This is a genomic window from Mesorhizobium sp. BR115XR7A (genome assembly GCF_020165315.1).
Taxonomy (GTDB): domain Bacteria; phylum Pseudomonadota; class Alphaproteobacteria; order Rhizobiales; family Rhizobiaceae; genus Mesorhizobium; species Mesorhizobium australicum.
Genome location: NZ_JAIUHW010000011.1, coordinates 1 through 16,389, shown reverse-complemented (window position 1 = coordinate 16,389; position 16,389 = coordinate 1). Strand labels below are relative to the sequence as shown.

General features: G+C 64.0%; 12 protein-coding genes. 6 read left to right on the top strand and 6 right to left on the bottom strand.

Translation table 11 applies throughout. The features are described from left to right. Nucleotides 1-198: 198 nt before the first annotated feature. Nucleotides 199-1,467, top strand: a complete 1,269-nt coding sequence (locus tag LB557_RS22535; protein ID WP_224643376.1) for an SAM-dependent methyltransferase — start codon at nucleotides 199-201, stop codon at nucleotides 1,465-1,467. A 15-nt stretch (nucleotides 1,468-1,482) separates the two neighbouring features. On the opposite strand, the gene LB557_RS22530 is transcribed toward LB557_RS22535, so the two are convergent. Next, nucleotides 1,483-2,229, bottom strand: coding sequence for an MOSC domain-containing protein (locus LB557_RS22530; RefSeq protein ID WP_140662531.1), 747 nt, complete (start codon nucleotides 2,227-2,229; stop codon nucleotides 1,483-1,485). Continuing rightward, a complete protein-coding gene (gene acs / locus LB557_RS22525) occupies nucleotides 2,229-4,184 on the bottom strand; it encodes an acetate--CoA ligase (protein WP_015315154.1) in 1,956 nt (651 codons plus the stop codon). The genes LB557_RS22530 and acs overlap by 1 nt, the downstream gene beginning before the upstream one ends. Before the next feature lie 318 nt (nucleotides 4,185-4,502). Here acs and LB557_RS22520 point away from each other — a divergent pair, with 318 nt between their 5' ends. Next, a complete protein-coding gene (locus LB557_RS22520) occupies nucleotides 4,503-4,775 on the top strand; it encodes an usg protein (protein WP_140874681.1) in 273 nt (90 codons plus the stop codon). 207 nt (nucleotides 4,776-4,982) lie between these two features. Here the strand turns inward: LB557_RS22520 and LB557_RS22515 are convergent, their stop codons facing one another. Both LB557_RS22515 and LB557_RS22510 read right to left on the bottom strand, forming a co-directional pair. Next, nucleotides 4,983-6,017 (bottom strand): aldo/keto reductase, encoded by a 1,035-nt coding sequence (locus LB557_RS22515; protein WP_224643377.1) that lies wholly within the window; start codon nucleotides 6,015-6,017, stop codon nucleotides 4,983-4,985. Between the two features lie 56 nt (nucleotides 6,018-6,073). Further along, nucleotides 6,074-7,255: an MFS transporter gene (locus LB557_RS22510; protein WP_140719877.1), complete on the bottom strand. Its 1,182-nt coding sequence runs from the start codon at nucleotides 7,253-7,255 to the stop codon at nucleotides 6,074-6,076. Nucleotides 7,256-7,376: 121 nt separating this feature from the next. Here LB557_RS22510 and LB557_RS22505 point away from each other — a divergent pair, with 121 nt between their 5' ends. Next, the gene (locus tag LB557_RS22505) at nucleotides 7,377-8,282 is read left to right on the top strand and encodes a LysR family transcriptional regulator (protein ID WP_224531008.1); all 906 of its coding nucleotides are present in this window, start codon (nucleotides 7,377-7,379) and stop codon (nucleotides 8,280-8,282) included. A 60-nt stretch (nucleotides 8,283-8,342) separates the two neighbouring features. Here LB557_RS22505 and LB557_RS22500 read toward each other — a convergent pair whose 3' ends face one another. Next, nucleotides 8,343-9,392, bottom strand: coding sequence for an aldo/keto reductase (locus LB557_RS22500; protein ID WP_140822680.1), 1,050 nt, complete (start codon nucleotides 9,390-9,392; stop codon nucleotides 8,343-8,345). Nucleotides 9,393-9,520: 128 nt separating this feature from the next. Further along, the gene (locus LB557_RS22495) at nucleotides 9,521-10,183 is read right to left on the bottom strand and encodes a YggS family pyridoxal phosphate-dependent enzyme (protein ID WP_224643378.1); all 663 of its coding nucleotides are present in this window, start codon (nucleotides 10,181-10,183) and stop codon (nucleotides 9,521-9,523) included. 153 nt (nucleotides 10,184-10,336) lie between these two features. On the opposite strand from LB557_RS22495, the gene leuS reads away from it, so the two are divergent. From leuS to LB557_RS22480, 3 genes are all read left to right on the top strand, one after another. Next, nucleotides 10,337-12,961, top strand: a complete 2,625-nt coding sequence (gene leuS / locus LB557_RS22490) for a leucine--tRNA ligase (RefSeq protein WP_224643379.1) — start codon at nucleotides 10,337-10,339, stop codon at nucleotides 12,959-12,961. Further along, the gene (locus LB557_RS22485; protein ID WP_015315162.1) at nucleotides 12,948-13,526 is read left to right on the top strand and encodes an LPS assembly lipoprotein LptE; all 579 of its coding nucleotides are present in this window, start codon (nucleotides 12,948-12,950) and stop codon (nucleotides 13,524-13,526) included. Before leuS ends, LB557_RS22485 begins: the two co-directional genes overlap by 14 nt. A 276-nt stretch (nucleotides 13,527-13,802) precedes the next feature. After that, nucleotides 13,803-16,277 (top strand): DNA translocase FtsK, encoded by a 2,475-nt coding sequence (locus tag LB557_RS22480; RefSeq protein WP_224643380.1) that lies wholly within the window; start codon nucleotides 13,803-13,805, stop codon nucleotides 16,275-16,277. Nucleotides 16,278-16,389: the final 112 nt, after the last annotated feature.

The following is a 16,389-nucleotide window of genomic DNA, read 5'->3' as shown; positions in this document are numbered from 1 at the left end:
GAAAGTGCAATCCGCTGAGCCCACGTTCTGGAAAACGAAATCACTCGACATCGGATCACCTCCTTTCGATTTGTTGAACACACACTCATGATGGGGTGCGTTGCAGCAAATGACAAGATGCCGGGTGGAAAAAGCGTGACGTGCTTGCGATCCGCGGCCCAAAAGGACAACATCGCGTCATCGACCGCGGGGAAGGGCATGGACGCCACCGAAAGAGCTGCGCGCATCGTTCGAACGGTAGTCGAGGCGATCAAGCCCGGCTTCGCGATCAGGCTGTGGACCGGCGAGCGGATCGGCCCCGCCACCGGCCCCGTGCTGGTCATCAACGACCACGACATTGTCTGGCAGATCGTTCGCCGACCGTCCCTGTCGACCCTTATCGAGATGTGGATATCCAAGGCCGTCGACATCGAGGACGGATCGCTGTTCGATTTCTATGCCCTGCCTTCGACGGGCAAGCTGCGGTCGAAGCTGAAGGCGTTGCCCAAACGGGCGCTTCTGCGTGACTTGCCGGCGGTGCTGTTTTCGAGAAAGCAGATGGCGTCGCGGGTCGATCTCGCGGGGCGCAACCCGTTCGTCAGCGGCTCCAGCAAGGAGGCGATCCAGCATCACTATGACATCTCGAATGCCTTTTACGGGCTCTTTCTCGACGAGCGCATGGTCTATAGCTGCGGGTATTTCCAGGATTTCGCAAACGGCATCGACGAGGCGCAGGTCGACAAGCTCGACCATATCTGCCGCAAGCTTCGGCTGAAGCCCGGCGAAAGATTGCTCGACATCGGCTGCGGCTGGGGCGCGATGCTGATCCACGCCGCGAAAAACTATGGTGTCGTCGGACACGGCGTCTCGCTCTCGCAAGCCCAGACCTCACTAGCGCGCGAGCGCATTCGCGCCGAGGGTCTGGAGGACAAGATCACCATCGAGATAAAGTCCTATGCGGAGCTCACCGGCACCTTCGACAAGATATCGTCCATCGGCATGTTCGAGCATCTGGGCCTGGCAAACCATGCCGCTTATTTCTCCGCTGTCCACCGGCTGCTGAAACCGGGCGGCATCTATCTGCATCACGCCATCACCAGGCGCAGCAAGGGCGACGTCAAGAAGACCCTGCGCAAGGGGCCGGAATACAAGGCGCTGATCAAATACATTTTCCCGGGTGGCGAACTCGACACGATCGGCATGACATCAAGCAATCTCGAAGCACACGGCTTCCTCGTCTATGATGTCGAGAATTTGCGCGAGCACTATGCCCGCACCTGCAGGCTGTGGGCCGAGCGTCTGCAGGCGCGGTTCGACGAGGCGATCGCCGAGGTCGGCGAAGCCAAGGCGCGGCTGTGGCTGCTTTACCTGAGCGGCTGCTCCATCACCTTCGAACGCGCCTCGGCGCAGATATTCCAGACTGTCGCCACCAAACGCGCGCGAGGCCCGAGCGGCCTGCCACCGACGCGGGCGGATCTTTATCGATAGGCTTGGGCCGGAAGGTCAGACGAACCGCATCGGCGCGCCGGTCTCGACACGACCGGGCCGGTCGACGGTGCAGTAGACGCCGAGGTTGTGGGCGTTGTGGCGGACCAGATTGCGCAGGATGGCGGGGTCATGGTCGAAACCATCCTGGGCGATGATGGTGAAGCCGCAGCGGCGGCACGGCTCCGAGATGGTCAGGACGAGGTCGCCGATGGCGAGCTTCTTGCCCATCCATTCGGTTTCAGGAAACGAGCCGTCGACCGAGGCCATGTCGACGACGATGTTGGGACGGAAGCGGCGCGGATCGGCGACCCCCTCCGGATGGAGCGCCTCCAGCCGTGCCAGCGAGGCGGTGGTCAGGAGATGGATCGGCGCCTTGCGGTAGCGCTCCGCGGTCAGCGGCCCGGCATAGCCGGCCGCGTTCTCCCCGCGGAACGGCCGGATCGAGGCGCGGAAGCCGAGATAGGCCGACACGACGCGGTCGCATTCGGCGCCGGGGGCGGCGAGCCAGTCGCCATCGGGGACGGCGATTTCCAGTTCGCTGTCGCGGCTCAGCCGGGTGCGGATGCGCGGCACCTTGTTCCACTTGGCGTCACGATCGGGCCGGGCGATCTCATTGTCCGAAGCATCGACAAGGCCGAACAGGCGGTCGCCCTCGATCCCAGCCGGTCCAACCAGGATGGTGTCCCGGCGCTCGCCGGCGAGCGAACTTGCCGGATAGCGCCACAACTGAGTGACGGTGCCCAATACCGCGTCTTCCCGCATCAGCCCTTCTTGTTCTGCCTGTTGGCAACGAGGTCGTCGACCACGGCCGGATCGGCAAGCGTCGAGGTGTCGCCGAGCGCGGAAAAATCATCCTCGGCGATCTTGCGCAGGATGCGCCGCATGATCTTGCCCGAACGCGTCTTGGGCAGGCCGGGCGCGAACTGGATCTTGTCCGGCGTGGCGATGGCGCCAATCTCCTTGCGGACATGGGCGACAAGCTCCTTGCGCAGATCCTCGCTCGGCTGCCCGCCGGCCATCAGGGTGACGTAGCAATAGATGCCTTGGCCCTTGATATCATGGGGATAGCCGACGACGGCGGCCTCGGAAACCTTGTCATGGCTGACCAGGGCCGATTCGACCTCGGCCGTGCCCATGCGGTGGCCGGAGACGTTGATGACGTCGTCGACGCGGCCGGTGATCCAGTAGTAGCCGTCGGCGTCGCGGCGGCAGCCGTCACCGGTGAAGTATTTTCCTTTGTAGGCGGAGAAATAGGTCTGCACGAAACGGTCGTGATCGCCATAGACGGTGCGCATCTGGCCGGGCCAGGAATCGGTGATGCAGAGGTTGCCGTCGGCCGCACCGTCCACCACCTTGCCCTCGCTATCGACCAGCTGCGGCTTGATGCCGAAGAAGGGCCGTGTCGCCGAACCCGCCTTGAGGTCGGTGGCGCCCGGCAGCGGCGTGATCAGGATGCCGCCGGTCTCGGTCTGCCACCATGTATCGACGATCGGGACCCTGCCGTCGCCGACGACGTTGAAATACCACTCCCAGGCTTCCGGGTTGATCGGCTCGCCGACCGAGCCCAGCACGCGCAGCGACTTGCGAGAGGTCTTCTTCACATGCGCGTCGCCGGCACCCATTAGCGCGCGCAGCGCCGTCGGCGCGGTGTAGAAGATGTTGACCTTGTGCTTGTCGATGACTTCCCAGAAGCGCGACTGAGAGGGGTAGTTCGGCACGCCCTCGAACATCAGCGTGGTGGCGCCGTTGGCGAGCGGCCCGTAGACGATGTAGCTGTGGCCGGTCACCCAGCCGACATCTGCGGTGCACCAATAGATGTCGCCGTCATGATAGTCGAAGACATATTGGTGCGTCATCGACACATAGACGAGGTAGCCGGCGGTGGTGTGCAGCACGCCTTTCGGCTTGCCGGTCGAGCCCGACGTGTAGAGGATGAACAGCGGATCCTCCGCCTTCATCTTCTCCGGCTTGCAATCAGACTTAACCGTCGCGACTTCGTCGTGATACCAGACATCGCGTCCCGGCGCCCAGCCGATCTTGCCGCCGGTGCGGCGCACGACCACAACGGTCTTGACCTTGACATGGTGCTTGGCGGCGATGTCGATCGCCTTGTCGGTGTTTTCCTTGAGTGGAATGGGCTTGCCGCCGCGCAGACCCTCATCGGCGGTGATGACGAAGGTCGATTCGCAATCGACGATGCGGCCGGCCAAGGCGTCCGGCGAAAAGCCGCCGAAGACGACCGAATGGATAGCGCCGATACGCGTGCAGGCCAGCATCGCGTAGGCCGCCTCCGGGATCATCGGCATGTAGATGGTGACGCGGTCGCCTTTCTTGACGCCGTGCTTCTTCATCACATTGGCGAGCCGGCAGACGTGCCCGTAGAGTTCGTTGTAGGTGATTTTCTTGTCGTCGTAGGGGTTGTCGCCTTCCCAGATGATGGCGGTCTGGTCGCCGCGCTTCTTCAGGTGGCGGTCGATGCAATTGTACGAGACATTGGTCTGGCCATCCTCGAACCACTTGATCGAGACCTTGCCGTCGAAGGAGGTGTTCTTGACCTTGGAGAAGGGCTTGAACCAGTCGATGCGCTTGCCGTGCTTGCCCCAGAACTTGTCCGGGTTCTTCACGCTGTCGGCATACCATTTGAGGTAGGTGTCATTGTCGATCAGGGCGTTCTTCTTCCACGCCGGCTGGACGCGATGGACATGAACCTCGGACATTTCTTGGCTTTCCTCCCGAACCAGTCCGCCGGCTTGAAACGCCCGCGGGATCGCGGCGACGCAGCCGCGAATTCGGCGGCATTATTACCAGTTCCGTCGCGACGGCAACATTAGACGTTGGATTCGCGCGGCGGGATGCCGCAGGGGCGCTTTCCGGAACTGTCAGCACTCGACGCGGTTCGCTGCTAACCGCATGTTTTTACGCGAAAAGTTCCCTTTGAGATCAACAAAAATCAATAGACAGTTAAGTAACGGCGCGCACAATTGGCAGCTGGGAGGAAAGGAGAATCAACCAGGGGACCGCCCAAGGGGACCATAATGCACCACCATCTTGAAATGGACCTGATGCTCAAAGGCTACGGCCTGACCACGGCCAAGATTCTTTATCATTTCCCCGACCACCCGCATCTCCTGCAGAGCTTCGTCTGGCAGGACTACGACATCGCTCCGAGGTTTCCGGTGCTGATCCGGTTCATCGAATTCTGGAAAGCCAAGCTCGACGGGCCACTGCATTCGGTGGTCTACACGCACCAGAAGCTGATCGCGCCGAATGAATGGCGCAAGGTGGATGGCGAGTTCGTGCTGCATTGAGCGGTGATACAGCTGATCTCCCCCCTTGCTGGGGAGATGCCCGGCAGGGCAGAGGGGGGTGCTGTCCCGTCGACATCTCAGCAATTATCCATGGGGCCGTTCGCCGCTAGTGGTTCTAGTCAACGCCGCGTTCCTTCACACCCCTCTCTGTCCTGCCGGACATCTCCCCCGCAAGGGGGGAGATGGCAGCTTCAACGCCAGCGCGGCTCAAACCGCCGGCGGGTTGAGGCGGGCGAAGCCTTCCTGGCGGCGATAGGGAAAGTACGGATAGGGCGCGGTGACTTCGCTTGCGGCATCGAGTTTCTTCACCTGCTCCGGCGTTAGCGTCCAGCCGACGGCGCCGAGGTTCTGGCGCAGCTGCTCTTCATTGCGGGCGCCGATGATGACGGAGGAAACGGTCGGGCGCTGCAGCAGCCAGTTGATGGCGATCTGCGGAACCGTCTTGCCGGTTTCCTGCGCCACCGCGTCGAGCTCATCCATGACCCGATAGAGATGCTCGTCCCCGACCGGCGGCCCGAAATCAGCCGTCTCGTGCAGCCTGCTCTTTTCCGGCAGAGGCTGGCCACGGCGGATCTTGCCGGTCAGGCGGCCCCAGCCGAGCGGGCTCCAGACCAGCGCGCCGACGCCCTGGTCGAGGCCAAGCGGCATCAGTTCCCATTCGTAATCGCGGCCGAGCAGCGAATAGTAGACCTGATGCGCGGCGTAGCGGGGATAGCCGTGCTTCTCCGCCAAGCCGAGCGACTTCATCACTTGCCAGCCGGAGAAGTTGGAGGCGCCGACATAGCGCAGCTTGCCCGAGCGAACGAGGTCATCCAGCGTCGACAGCACCTCATCGATCGGCGTGCCGGCATCGAAGGCGTGCAGTTGTAGAAGGTCGATATAGTCGGTGCCGAGGCGCTTCAGCGCGGCGTCGACCGACTTGATCAACCGCGAGCGCGAGGAGCCGTAGTCGCCCGGCCCGTCGCCCATCGGCAGCGCTGTCTTGGTCGAGATTAGCACCGCATCGCGACGGCCCTTGATCGCTTCGCCGAGCACCTCCTCCGAGGCGCCGTTCGAATAGACGTCCGCCGTGTCGAACAGGTTGACGCCGGCCTCGAGACAGATGTCGATCAGCCGCCGCGCTTCCTGCGCATCGCTGTTGCCCCAGGCGCCGAACAGCGGGCCGGAGCCGCCGAAGGTGCCCGCGCCGAATGAAAGCGCCGGGACTTTCAGGCCCGATGCGCCGAGACGTCGATAGTCCATTTTCTTGCTCCTGGTGGTTTGTGAAGAGGTCGAGAGGATTCGGGTGCCGGCTGGCGTCACGACCGGACGGAGACAGGCGCACCTGATGTGGTGCCACCATCAAGGTGCAGCGCCAGTCCAGCCACGGCGAGCGCCGCGAGCGGCAGCAGGGCGGCGACCCAGGTGAGCGAACCCAGTCCAAGGCCATGGGCGATGACCGCGCCGCCAAGCCAGGCGCCGGCCGCATTGCCGAGATTGAAGGCGGCGATGTTGAACGATGAGGCCAGGCTCTGGCCGGCGCCTTGCGCCTTTTCCAGCACCCACATCTGCAGCGGCGCCACTGTGGCGAAGGCGGCGGCGCCGAGCAGGCCGACATAGATCACGGCCATGACCTGGCTGTGGATGGCGAAGCTCATCGTGGCAAGCACCAGCGCCAGCACCACGAGGCTGCCGAGCACCGCCGGCACCAGCCAGCGATCGGCGATCTTGCCGCCGGCGAGATTGCCGGCGATGAGGCCGCCGCCAAAGACGAGCAGGATCGGCGATACAGCGGCTTCGCTGAAGCCGCTGATCTCGGTGAGCAACGGGGCGATGTAGGTGAAGACGGCGAAGACGCCGGCATAGCCGAGCACCGTGGTGGCGAGGCCGAGCAGGACGGGCGTGCGGCGCAGAACGGCGAGATCGGCGCGCAGATCGCTCTTCTCGGGCGCTGCCTGGCCGCGCGGCACCAGGGCGAGGATGACGGCGAAGGCCGCCAGGCCGACGGCGGTCACCGCCCAGAAGGTCGCACGCCAGCCAAAGGCTTGGCCGAGCCAGGTGCCGAAGGGCACGCCTAAGATGTTGGCGATGGTCAGGCCGGTGAACATCAGCGCGATCGCCGAAGCCTTCCTGTTGGGCGCGACCAGACCAGTGGCGACGACCGAGCCGACGCCAAAGAAGGTGCCGTGGGCGAAGGCGGTGATGATGCGGGCACCCATCAGCGTCCAGTAATCGGGCGCCAGCGCACAAGCGAGGTTGCCAATCGTGAAGATCGCCATCAGCGCCAGCAGCACGGTTTTGCGCGGCCAGTTGCCCGTGGCAATGGTCAACAAGGGTGCACCGATGACGACACCGAGCGCATAGGCAGAGATCAATTGGCCGGCGGCGGAGATCGACACGCCGAGGTCTTTGCTGACATCGATAAGCAGGCCCATGATGACGAATTCGGTAACACCGATGCCAAAAGCACCGGCGGCGAGGGCATAAAGAGCAAGAGGCATGGCGATGGTCCCATCTGTCGGCGAAGGACGCTCAGTCCGCGCCCCGGCCCTGAAGATCATGATCCGCGATGTTGTGAACCAGACTTGCCCAAGGCACACTTCTTGTGAAATAGATTCACAGATGGCCAGGCCCGACATCAACCGTTCCGGCGAGATCGAAGTCTTCGTGCGCGTCGTCGAGGCGGGTAGTTTTTCGGCCGCGGCGCGGCAGCTGCGGATGACGCCATCGGCGGTGAGCAAGCTGATAGCACGGCTCGAAACCCGGCTTGGGGCGCGGCTTGTCAGCCGCTCGACGCGCAAGCTCCAGCTCACGCCGGAAGGGACGGCGTTCTACGACAGCGGCGTGCGCGTGCTCGCCGACATGGATAAGGCCGAGCGTGAAGCGGCGGCAGGAGCCGCGCCGCGCGGCAGGCTGAGAGTTAACAGCTACGTGCCGTTCGGCCAACACCGGCTGATGGAACTGCTGCCGCGCTTTCTGGAGCGCTATCCCGAAATTTTCGTCGAGGCTGTGCTGACCGACAGCGTGATCGACCTGCTGGAAGAGCGGGCCGATGTAGCGATCCGCGCCGGGCCGCTGCGCGAATCGAGGCTGGTGGCGCGCAAGCTCGGTCAAAGCCGAATGGTGGTGGTCGCGGCACCTTCCTATCTCGAAGCACATGGCACGCCGCGCACGCTGTCCGATCTCGGGCGTCACAACATGCTCGCCTTCAGTTTCGCGCGGCATATCGACGGCTGGCCTTTTATCGATACGGCAGGCGCGCCGGTGATCACCCCGGTTGTCGGAAACCTGGCATTGACCGATGGCGAGGCGATGCGCCAAACGACCGTCGCCGGGGCCGGCATCGCCCGACTGGCGCGCTGGCATGTCGAACCCGACATTGCCGCCGGCCGGCTGGTGCCGCTGCTGGAACATTTCAACCCCGGCGACGAAGAGCCGACGCATGCCGTCTATGTCGGCCAGGGCAAACACCTGCCGGCACGTGTGCGGGCCTTTCTCGACTTTCTTGCCGAGACCGTTCGGCTGTAATCAACGCCGCGCGTCGATGAGACGCGCGGCGTTGAAGGACCGACTTGCCAGCGGTACGCGCTATGCCTTCGGCACGAAAGGCCCCGGACGACGGCCGGCGCCCTGGCGTTCGACCATCCAGCCGGGATATTCGGCGGGTAGTGCGCTCACTTCGTCAAGCCTGGCGAGATCGTCGGCATCGAGCTTGAGGCTGGTGGCGGCAAGGTTCTGCTCGAGCTGGTCCATGCGGCTGGCGCCGATGATCACGCTCATCACGAAAGGCTTTGCCAGGACATAGCCGAGCGCCACGGTCGCGACGCCGACATCATGCTTCTCGGCGACCTCCCGCATGACGGCGACCGCCGCCCAGGCGCGGTCCTCGTTGACCGGCGGGAAGTTGAAGGACGCGCGGCGGCCCTCGCCATTGCCCGGCGCGCCGGGCCCATATTTGCCGGACAGCAGCCCGCCAGCCATCGGCGACCACACCATCAGGCCGAGCTTCTCCTCGTTGATCAGCGGCACGATCTCGCGTTCGAGGTCGCGGCCGGCGATCGAATAATAGGACTGGACGGTCTCGAAGCGGGCAAAGCCCTTGCGGTCGGCGATGCCGAGCGCCTTGGCGATGCGCCAAGCCTGCCAGTTGGAGACACCGACATAGCGGACCTTGCCGCTGGAGACGAGATCATCAAGTGCCCGCAGCGTCTCGTCGATCGGCGTCACCGCATCGGTGCCGTGCAACTGATAGAGATCGATATGGTCGAGCTGCAGCCGCTCCAAGCTGGCGTCGACCGAATCCATGATATGGCCGCGCGAGGAGCCGCGCTGGTTTGGTCCCTCACCCATGGCGCCGTGGACCTTGGTGGCGATGACCACGTTTGACCGGGTAACACCGAGATCCCTAAGCGACTGACCAAGCAGGCGTTCGGACTCGCCGACGGAATAGACGTCGGCCGTGTCGAAGAAGTTGACGCCGGCGGCGATCGAGCGGCCGACGATCTCGTTGACGCCCTTCTGGTCGAGGCTGGCGATCAGGCCCCATTGGGCGTTCTGGCCGGCGGCGCCGAAGGTCATGGTGCCGAGGCAAAGTTCGGAGACGAATAGCCCCGTGTTTCCAAGCTGATTGTAACGCATCGTGAGACTCCAGGAGGATGTGCGGTGACATCAAGGCAAATAGGAACGGCACGTTTCGTTTCAAGCACTGGTATAATGGTGCTTGTGGATCAGGCCTAGCGATATGCACGGCAAGCTGGAAATTCGGACTACCGGCTTCCAAAAATCGCCGAACCGACCCTGACGCTGGTGGCGCCAAAGGCGATCGCGGTCTCGAAGTCGCCGGACATGCCCATCGACAGTTTGGCGACCCCGGCCTCCTTGCCGAGTTTCTCCAACAAGGCGAAGTGGGGGCCGGGGTTCTCGTCCGCCGGCGGGATGCACATCAGGCCTTCGATGCCGAGGCCGTGCACTTCCCGGCAGCGTCTGACGAAGGCGACCGCCTCGCTCGGTTCGATCCCGGCTTTCTGCGGTTCGGAACCGGTGTTCACCTGGACATAGAGTTTTGGCGCACGGCCTTGCCGGACAATTTCCTTGGCGAGCTCCGCGGCGATCTTGTCGCGGTCGAGCGTCTCGATGACCTCGAACAGCGCCACCGCTTCCCTCGCCTTGTTCGACTGCAGCGGGCCGATCAGGTGCAGTTCGATGCCAGGGAAAGCTTCCTTCAGGTCAGGCCATTTGCCTTGCGCTTCCTGCACGCGGTTTTCGCCGAAGACGCGCTGGCCGGCCTCGATGACCGGGCCTATGTCGGCGGCGTCGAAGGTCTTGGAGACTGCCACCAGCGTCACCGCGCCGGCTTTACGGCCGGCCTCCCGCTCGGCGGCGGCGATCTTCGCCTTGACCGCGAAAAACTGCTGAACGGTGTCGCCCATATGCAAATCCCGCTGTTTTGACCCGCGTTTTTGTCAGCCGCGATGCCCATATGGTTGACGGGTTTGCCAAACCATGGTGAACACCCGGACCACATTTCATGAACTGCCGGGCTCTTGCCCGCAGTCCGTATGCTTTTAAGTGAAAAACGTCCCATGGCAACCGAACGATACAACCCGCGCGCGTCAGAACCCAAATGGCAGAAGGCCTGGGCCGAGAAGAAGCTTTTCGAAGCGCACAACGACGATCCGCGTCCGAAATACTACGTGCTGGAAATGTTCCCCTATCCGTCGGGGCGCATCCATATCGGCCATACCCGCAATTACACGATGGGCGACGTGGTGGCCCGCTACAAGCGCGCCAAGGGTTTCAACGTGCTGCATCCGATGGGCTGGGATGCCTTCGGCATGCCGGCTGAGAACGCCGCGATGCAGAACAAGGTGCATCCCAAGGAATGGACCTACCAGAACATCGCCGCCATGCGCGAGCAGCTCAAGGTAATGGGCCTGTCGCTGGACTGGGCGCGCGAATTCGCCACCTGCGACGTCGATTACTACCACCGCCAGCAGATGCTGTTCCTCGACTTCGTCGAGAAGGGGCTGGTGACGCGCAAATCCTCCAAGGTCAACTGGGATCCGGAGGACATGACGGTGCTCGCCAACGAGCAGGTCATCGACGGGCGCGGCTGGCGCTCCGGCGCGCTGGTTGAACAGCGCGAGCTGACGCAATGGTTCTTCAAGATCACCGACTTTGCCCAGGATTTGTTGGATTCATTGGACGGTCTCGACGAGTGGCCCGAAAAAGTGAAGCTAATGCAGCAGAACTGGATCGGCCGTTCGGAAGGCCTGCTGATCCGCTGGCCGCTGGCCTCGGAAATCGCCGGCGAGCATGAGCTGGAAGTCTACACGACAAGGCCGGACACCATTTTCGGCGCCTCGTTCATGGCAATCGCCGCCGATCATCCGCTGGCCAAGAAGGCCGCGGCGACCAATCCGGCCCTGGCGAAGTTCATCGACGAAGTGCGCCATATGGGCACTTCAGTGGCGGCGCTCGAGACGGCCGAGAAGAAGGGCTTCGACACCGGCATCCGCGTCGTCCATCCCTTCGACGACAGTTGGACGCTGCCTGTCTACGTCGCCAATTTCGTGCTGATGGAATACGGCACCGGCGCCATCTTCGGCTGCCCGGCGCATGACCAGCGCGACCTCGACTTCGCCAACAAATACGGCCTGCCGGTGGTGCCGGTGGTGATGCCTGACGGCGCCGATCCCAAGACGTTCCAGATCGTCGACGAGGCCTATGTCGACGATGGCGCGATGATCAATTCGGGGTTCCTCGACGGCATGACGCCGGACAGCGCTTTCGATGAAGTCGCCAGGCTGCTGGAGCAAAAGACCATCGGCAACCGGCCAATGGCCGAGCGCAAGGTGAATTTCCGCCTGCGCGACTGGGGCATTTCGCGCCAGCGCTACTGGGGCTGCCCGATCCCGATGATCCATTGCGAGGATTGCGGTGTGGTGCCGGTGCCGAAGGCCGATCTGCCGGTCAAGCTGCCCGACGATGTCGATTTCGACCGGCCAGGCAATCCGCTCGACCGTCACCCGACCTGGCGGCATGTGAAGTGCCCGCAATGCGGCAAGGACGCGCGGCGCGAAACCGACACGATGGATACGTTCGTGGATTCGTCCTGGTATTTCGCCCGCTTCACCGCGCCCTGGGCACATGAGCCGACCGATCCCAAGGCAGCGAACGAGTGGCTGGCGGTCGACCAATATATCGGCGGCATCGAGCATGCGATCCTGCATCTGCTCTATTCGCGCTTCTTCACCCGCGCCATGCGCGAGACCGGCCATGTTGCCCTGGCCGAGCCGTTCAAAGGCCTGTTCACGCAAGGCATGGTGGTGCACGAAACCTACCGTGTCGGCTCGGCGTCGAATGGGCGCTGGCTGGCGCCGACCGAGGTTCGTCTGGAGGACGTCGACGGCAAGCGCCGCGCCATCGACGTCGCCACCGGCGAGGCGGTCACCATCGGCCCGCTCGAGAAGATGTCGAAGTCGAAGAAGAACACGGTGAGCCCGGAAGACATCACCGATGGCTACGGCGCCGACACGGCGCGCTGGTTCATGCTGTCGGATTCGCCGCCCGAGCGCGATGTCGAGTGGACCGACGACGGTGCCGCCGGCGCGCATCGCTTCATGCAGCGCATCTGGCGGTTGGTGTCGACGGCGGCCGAGACGCTGGCAGGGGTTGCGCCCGAGGCGGCCAATGATGGCGAGGCCGCGGCGGTTTCCAAGGCCGCGCACAAGATCCTGAAGGCGGTCGGCGAAGACATCGAGAAGCTCGCCTTCAACCGCGCCATTGCTCGCATCTATGAACTTGCCAACGCGTTGACAGCCCCGCTCAACGAAGTGGCGGAAGGCAAGGCCGTTCCGGCGCTGAAAAGCGCCTGCCGCGAGGCGGTTGAGATCATGGTGCATCTGATCGCGCCCGTGATGCCGCACTTGGCCGAAGAGTGCTGGGAGACGCTGGGCGGCGTCGATCTGGTGGCCGAACGGCCGTGGCCGGTCTTCGATCCGGCACTGGTCGTCGACAACGAAGTCACCTATCCGGTGCAGGTCAACGGCAAGAAGCGGGGGGATTTGACAATTGCCCGCGACGCGGACCAAGGTGCGGTCGAAAAAGCGGTCTTGGCTCTCGACTTCGTGCAGAAAGCACTTGAAGGTAAGGCTCCGCGCAAGGTGATCATCGTGCCGCAGAGGATCGTCAATGTCGTTGCCTGATCGGGAAAAGACAGAGCTGGGCCGTCTGCTGCGCCGCATCGCGCTTGCCGGCCTCGTCGGTTCGCTGGCGCTCATTTCGGCCTGTCAGGTGCGGCCGCTCTATTCGAGCGCGCCGTTGTCGACGGGCTCGACCGCCAATGCCGAGATGGCATCGATCGCCGTCAAGCCGGTCCGGACGCGCTATGCCCAGCAGGTGCGTAACAATCTGATCTTCGGGTTCGGGCGCGGCGCAGGCGAGCCCGCCTCGCCGCTTTATTCCCTCGACCTCGGCGTGAGCGAAGGCGTTGAATCCTCGGCGCTGGTACAGAATGGAACCGATCAGGACGAGCCGACCGCCGGTTCGGTGACGTTGACCGCGGGCTACACGCTGACCGATGTGAAAACCGGCGCGGTGATCGCCGTCGGCAAGCGGGCGATCACCTCGTCCTTCGACAGGCCGCGTCAGGAGTTTGCCTCCTACCGGGCGCAGATCGACGCCGAGAACCGCGCCGCGCGCGAACTGGCTGAAGCCCTGCAGCTGTCGATCGCCCAGGATCTGGCCCGGCACGGCAAGGCGGCCAGCTAGCGCGTTCGCCGTCTCAAAGAGGGCCGAACGCCCTCTTTCATCCTCTCGATGTCCCGATCCTGTGTCCGGGCGACGGAAACGCGCCGGCAGCTGGGCTTTTGGCGCCATGTGAATGCTGTCCGCGGGTTTTTCCCGTGACCAAGGTTCGCCCCGCTTTCCAGCCCAGCGCTTCGCCGCGAAAGATGCGTCTCGATCGCTCCAGCGACGCTGACGGGAAGCAACTGTTAACCACTCGCTCCCTATTGCTCGGCAGTCGTTTCACAGTGAGTCTTGAGCATGGAAGCCAGGCGTTTTTCTCGGATCAATTCGTTGCACACAGCTGCGCCCGATGACCCCCAAGGAGAGCGTTCCGGCGGCCCGCGCGGCAAGGTCGATGTCCGCCAGTCCGGCGCTTCTTTCCCGCAGGGTGGCGACACCGAAAGCCCGGCGTGGCAAGAGTATTTTTTCCTTGCGCCCAATGTGCGTTTTACACGCACGCCGGACTATGAGCCAAAGCACCGCCAACCGCAGGACGACGTTGCCGAGCAGGACGCACGGCAGGCGCTCCCGACACAGCAGGTCGGCCCTGGCGCCGTCATGCATCGCGGACCGGCACCGGCCGGGCCCGCTCAGCCGGCGCGTAGCGGGGAGACGGCGCAAGGCGTTGCGCCGGCGGCTCTAAAGGTGCCAGCAACGGCACGGGCGGCCACGCGCCCGGCGCCCGTTGGCGGGAATGGCGCGCCGGTCAAAGCAGCCCCCGCTGAAAAAGCCCGGCGGCCCTATCTTTCGGATCACGCCTTCTTCGAGGGCTTGGCGCCGCTTCTGGTCGACGTGACGCCCGCCCGCCAAGTCAGCCCGGTCCCGCGTGCACCGGTCCCGGCTCCGCCGGTTGCCACCGCGCGGGCCGATGTCTCCGGACCGGCGGTGGCCGATGTCACCGCCTTGTTCCGTGTCATCGAATGCCTTCCTGGCCAGGTTCCACTTGCCCTGCCGGGCGTCTCTCCGGCCAACTCCAACAAGGTGGTGGTCGAGCCGCCCGTCCCGGCGGGCAGAGCCGCCCGGCTGGGTCGGACAACGGCCGCGACGGCGCCTGCCGCAGCCAGCGCCGCCCCGGCGCCACTTTTGCAACGCGTGGAGGAAACCGTTCCCGCCGTGCGTTCGCCGTCGCTGCCCATGGCCGGAAAGGTTGTGCAGCCGGTGACGGGCGAAGGCTACGCGCTTCCCTCGGAGGAGCTGCTGCAGCAGCCGCCGGAAGGGCAGGGCTTCTACATGTCGCAGGAGCGGCTTGAGCAGAATGCCGATCTCCTGGAAAGCGTGCTGGAGGATTTCGGCGTGCGCGGCGAAATCATCCATGTTCGCCCCGGCCCGGTCGTTACCCTCTATGAGTTCGAGCCGGCCCCGGGCGTCAAATCCTCCCGCGTGATTGGTCTTGCCGACGATATCGCCCGCTCCATGTCGGCGGTCTCGGCGCGCGTCGCCGTGGTGCCCGGCCGCAACGTCATCGGCATCGAGCTGCCGAACGAGACACGCGAGACCGTCTATTTCCGTGAACTGATCGAATCGCAGGGCTTCCGCAAGACCAGCTGCAAGCTGGCGCTTTGCCTCGGCAAGACGATCGGCGGTGAACCTGTCATCGCCGAGCTGGCGAAAATGCCGCATCTGCTCGTCGCCGGCACCACCGGATCCGGCAAGTCGGTCGCCATCAACACCATGATCCTGTCGCTGCTCTACCGGTTGAAGCCGGAAGAATGCCGGCTGATCATGGTCGACCCGAAGATGCTCGAGCTGTCAGTTTATGACGGTATCCCGCACCTTCTGACGCCCGTCGTCACCGATCCCAAGAAGGCGGTTACCGCGCTCAAATGGGCGGTGCGCGAGATGGAAGACCGCTATCGCAAGATGGCGCGGCTCGGCGTGCGCAACATCGACGGCTACAACGAGCGTGCCGCCACTGCCCGCGACAAGGGCGAGACGGTCGTCATGACCGTGCAGGCCGGCTTCGAGAAGGGCACCGGCGAACCGCTGTTCGAACAGCAGGAGATCGACCTAGCGCCGATGCCCTACATCGTCGTCATCGTCGACGAGATGGCCGACCTGATGATGGTCGCCGGCAAGGAGATCGAAGGCGCAATCCAGCGCCTGGCGCAGATGGCGCGCGCCGCCGGGATCCACCTGATCATGGCAACGCAGCGGCCTTCCGTCGACGTCATCACCGGCACGATCAAGGCCAACTTCCCGACCCGCATCTCCTTCCAGGTCACCTCCAAGATCGACAGCCGCACCATTTTGGGCGAGCAGGGTGCCGAGCAGCTGCTCGGCCAGGGCGACATGCTGCACATGATGGGCGGCGGGCGCATCGCCCGCGTGCACGGCCCCTTTGTGTCCGACGCCGAGGTCGAGCATGTCGTGGCGCATCTGAAGGCGCAGGGCCGCCCCGAATATCTGGAGACCGTGACGGCCGACGAGGATGAAGAGGAAGAGGAAGACGACCAGGGAGCGGTCTTCGACAAGGGAGCCGTTGCCGCCGAGGACGGCGATTCCAGCTATGACGAGGCGGTCAAGGTGGTGTTGCGCGACAAGAAATGTTCGACGTCCTACATCCAGCGCCGCCTTGGCATCGGCTACAACCGCGCCGCTTCACTGGTCGAGCGGATGGAGAAGGAGGGTCTGGTCGGCGCACCGAACCATGTCGGCAAGCGCGAGATCATGGCGGGCAAGCGCCCACCGGTAACCATCCCTGGGGATGACGGCACGGATCGATCGGCCCCTTGATCAGCAACGCATAAAAAAGGCCGGTTGCCCGGCCTTCAGATTGCTGACAAACCCCTGGCTTTTGCCGGGGGTTTTTGATTCACTGGGTCATGTTGAAGCGACCCGCCCCTGA

What these genes read in the sequence shown, in the direction of transcription:
- LB557_RS22505 (WP_224531008.1), top strand. Translation starts at nt 7,377, where the DNA reads ATGGCCAGGCCCGACATCAACCGTTCCGGCGAGATCGAAGTCTTCGTG.
- LB557_RS22495 (WP_224643378.1), bottom strand. Translation starts at nt 10,183, where the DNA reads ATGGGCGACACCGTTCAGCAGTTTTTCGCGGTCAAGGCGAAGATCGCC.
- acs (WP_015315154.1), bottom strand. Translation starts at nt 4,184, where the DNA reads ATGTCCGAGGTTCATGTCCATCGCGTCCAGCCGGCGTGGAAGAAGAAC.
- LB557_RS22520 (WP_140874681.1), top strand. Translation starts at nt 4,503, where the DNA reads ATGCACCACCATCTTGAAATGGACCTGATGCTCAAAGGCTACGGCCTG.
- LB557_RS22515 (WP_224643377.1), bottom strand. Translation starts at nt 6,017, where the DNA reads ATGGACTATCGACGTCTCGGCGCATCGGGCCTGAAAGTCCCGGCGCTT.
- LB557_RS22530 (WP_140662531.1), bottom strand. Translation starts at nt 2,229, where the DNA reads ATGCGGGAAGACGCGGTATTGGGCACCGTCACTCAGTTGTGGCGCTAT.
- LB557_RS22500 (WP_140822680.1), bottom strand. Translation starts at nt 9,392, where the DNA reads ATGCGTTACAATCAGCTTGGAAACACGGGGCTATTCGTCTCCGAACTT.
- LB557_RS22510 (WP_140719877.1), bottom strand. Translation starts at nt 7,255, where the DNA reads ATGCCTCTTGCTCTTTATGCCCTCGCCGCCGGTGCTTTTGGCATCGGT.
- leuS (WP_224643379.1), top strand. Translation starts at nt 10,337, where the DNA reads ATGGCAACCGAACGATACAACCCGCGCGCGTCAGAACCCAAATGGCAG.
- LB557_RS22535 (WP_224643376.1), top strand. Translation starts at nt 199, where the DNA reads ATGGACGCCACCGAAAGAGCTGCGCGCATCGTTCGAACGGTAGTCGAG.
- LB557_RS22485 (WP_015315162.1), top strand. Translation starts at nt 12,948, where the DNA reads ATGTCGTTGCCTGATCGGGAAAAGACAGAGCTGGGCCGTCTGCTGCGC.
- LB557_RS22480 (WP_224643380.1), top strand. Translation starts at nt 13,803, where the DNA reads ATGGAAGCCAGGCGTTTTTCTCGGATCAATTCGTTGCACACAGCTGCG.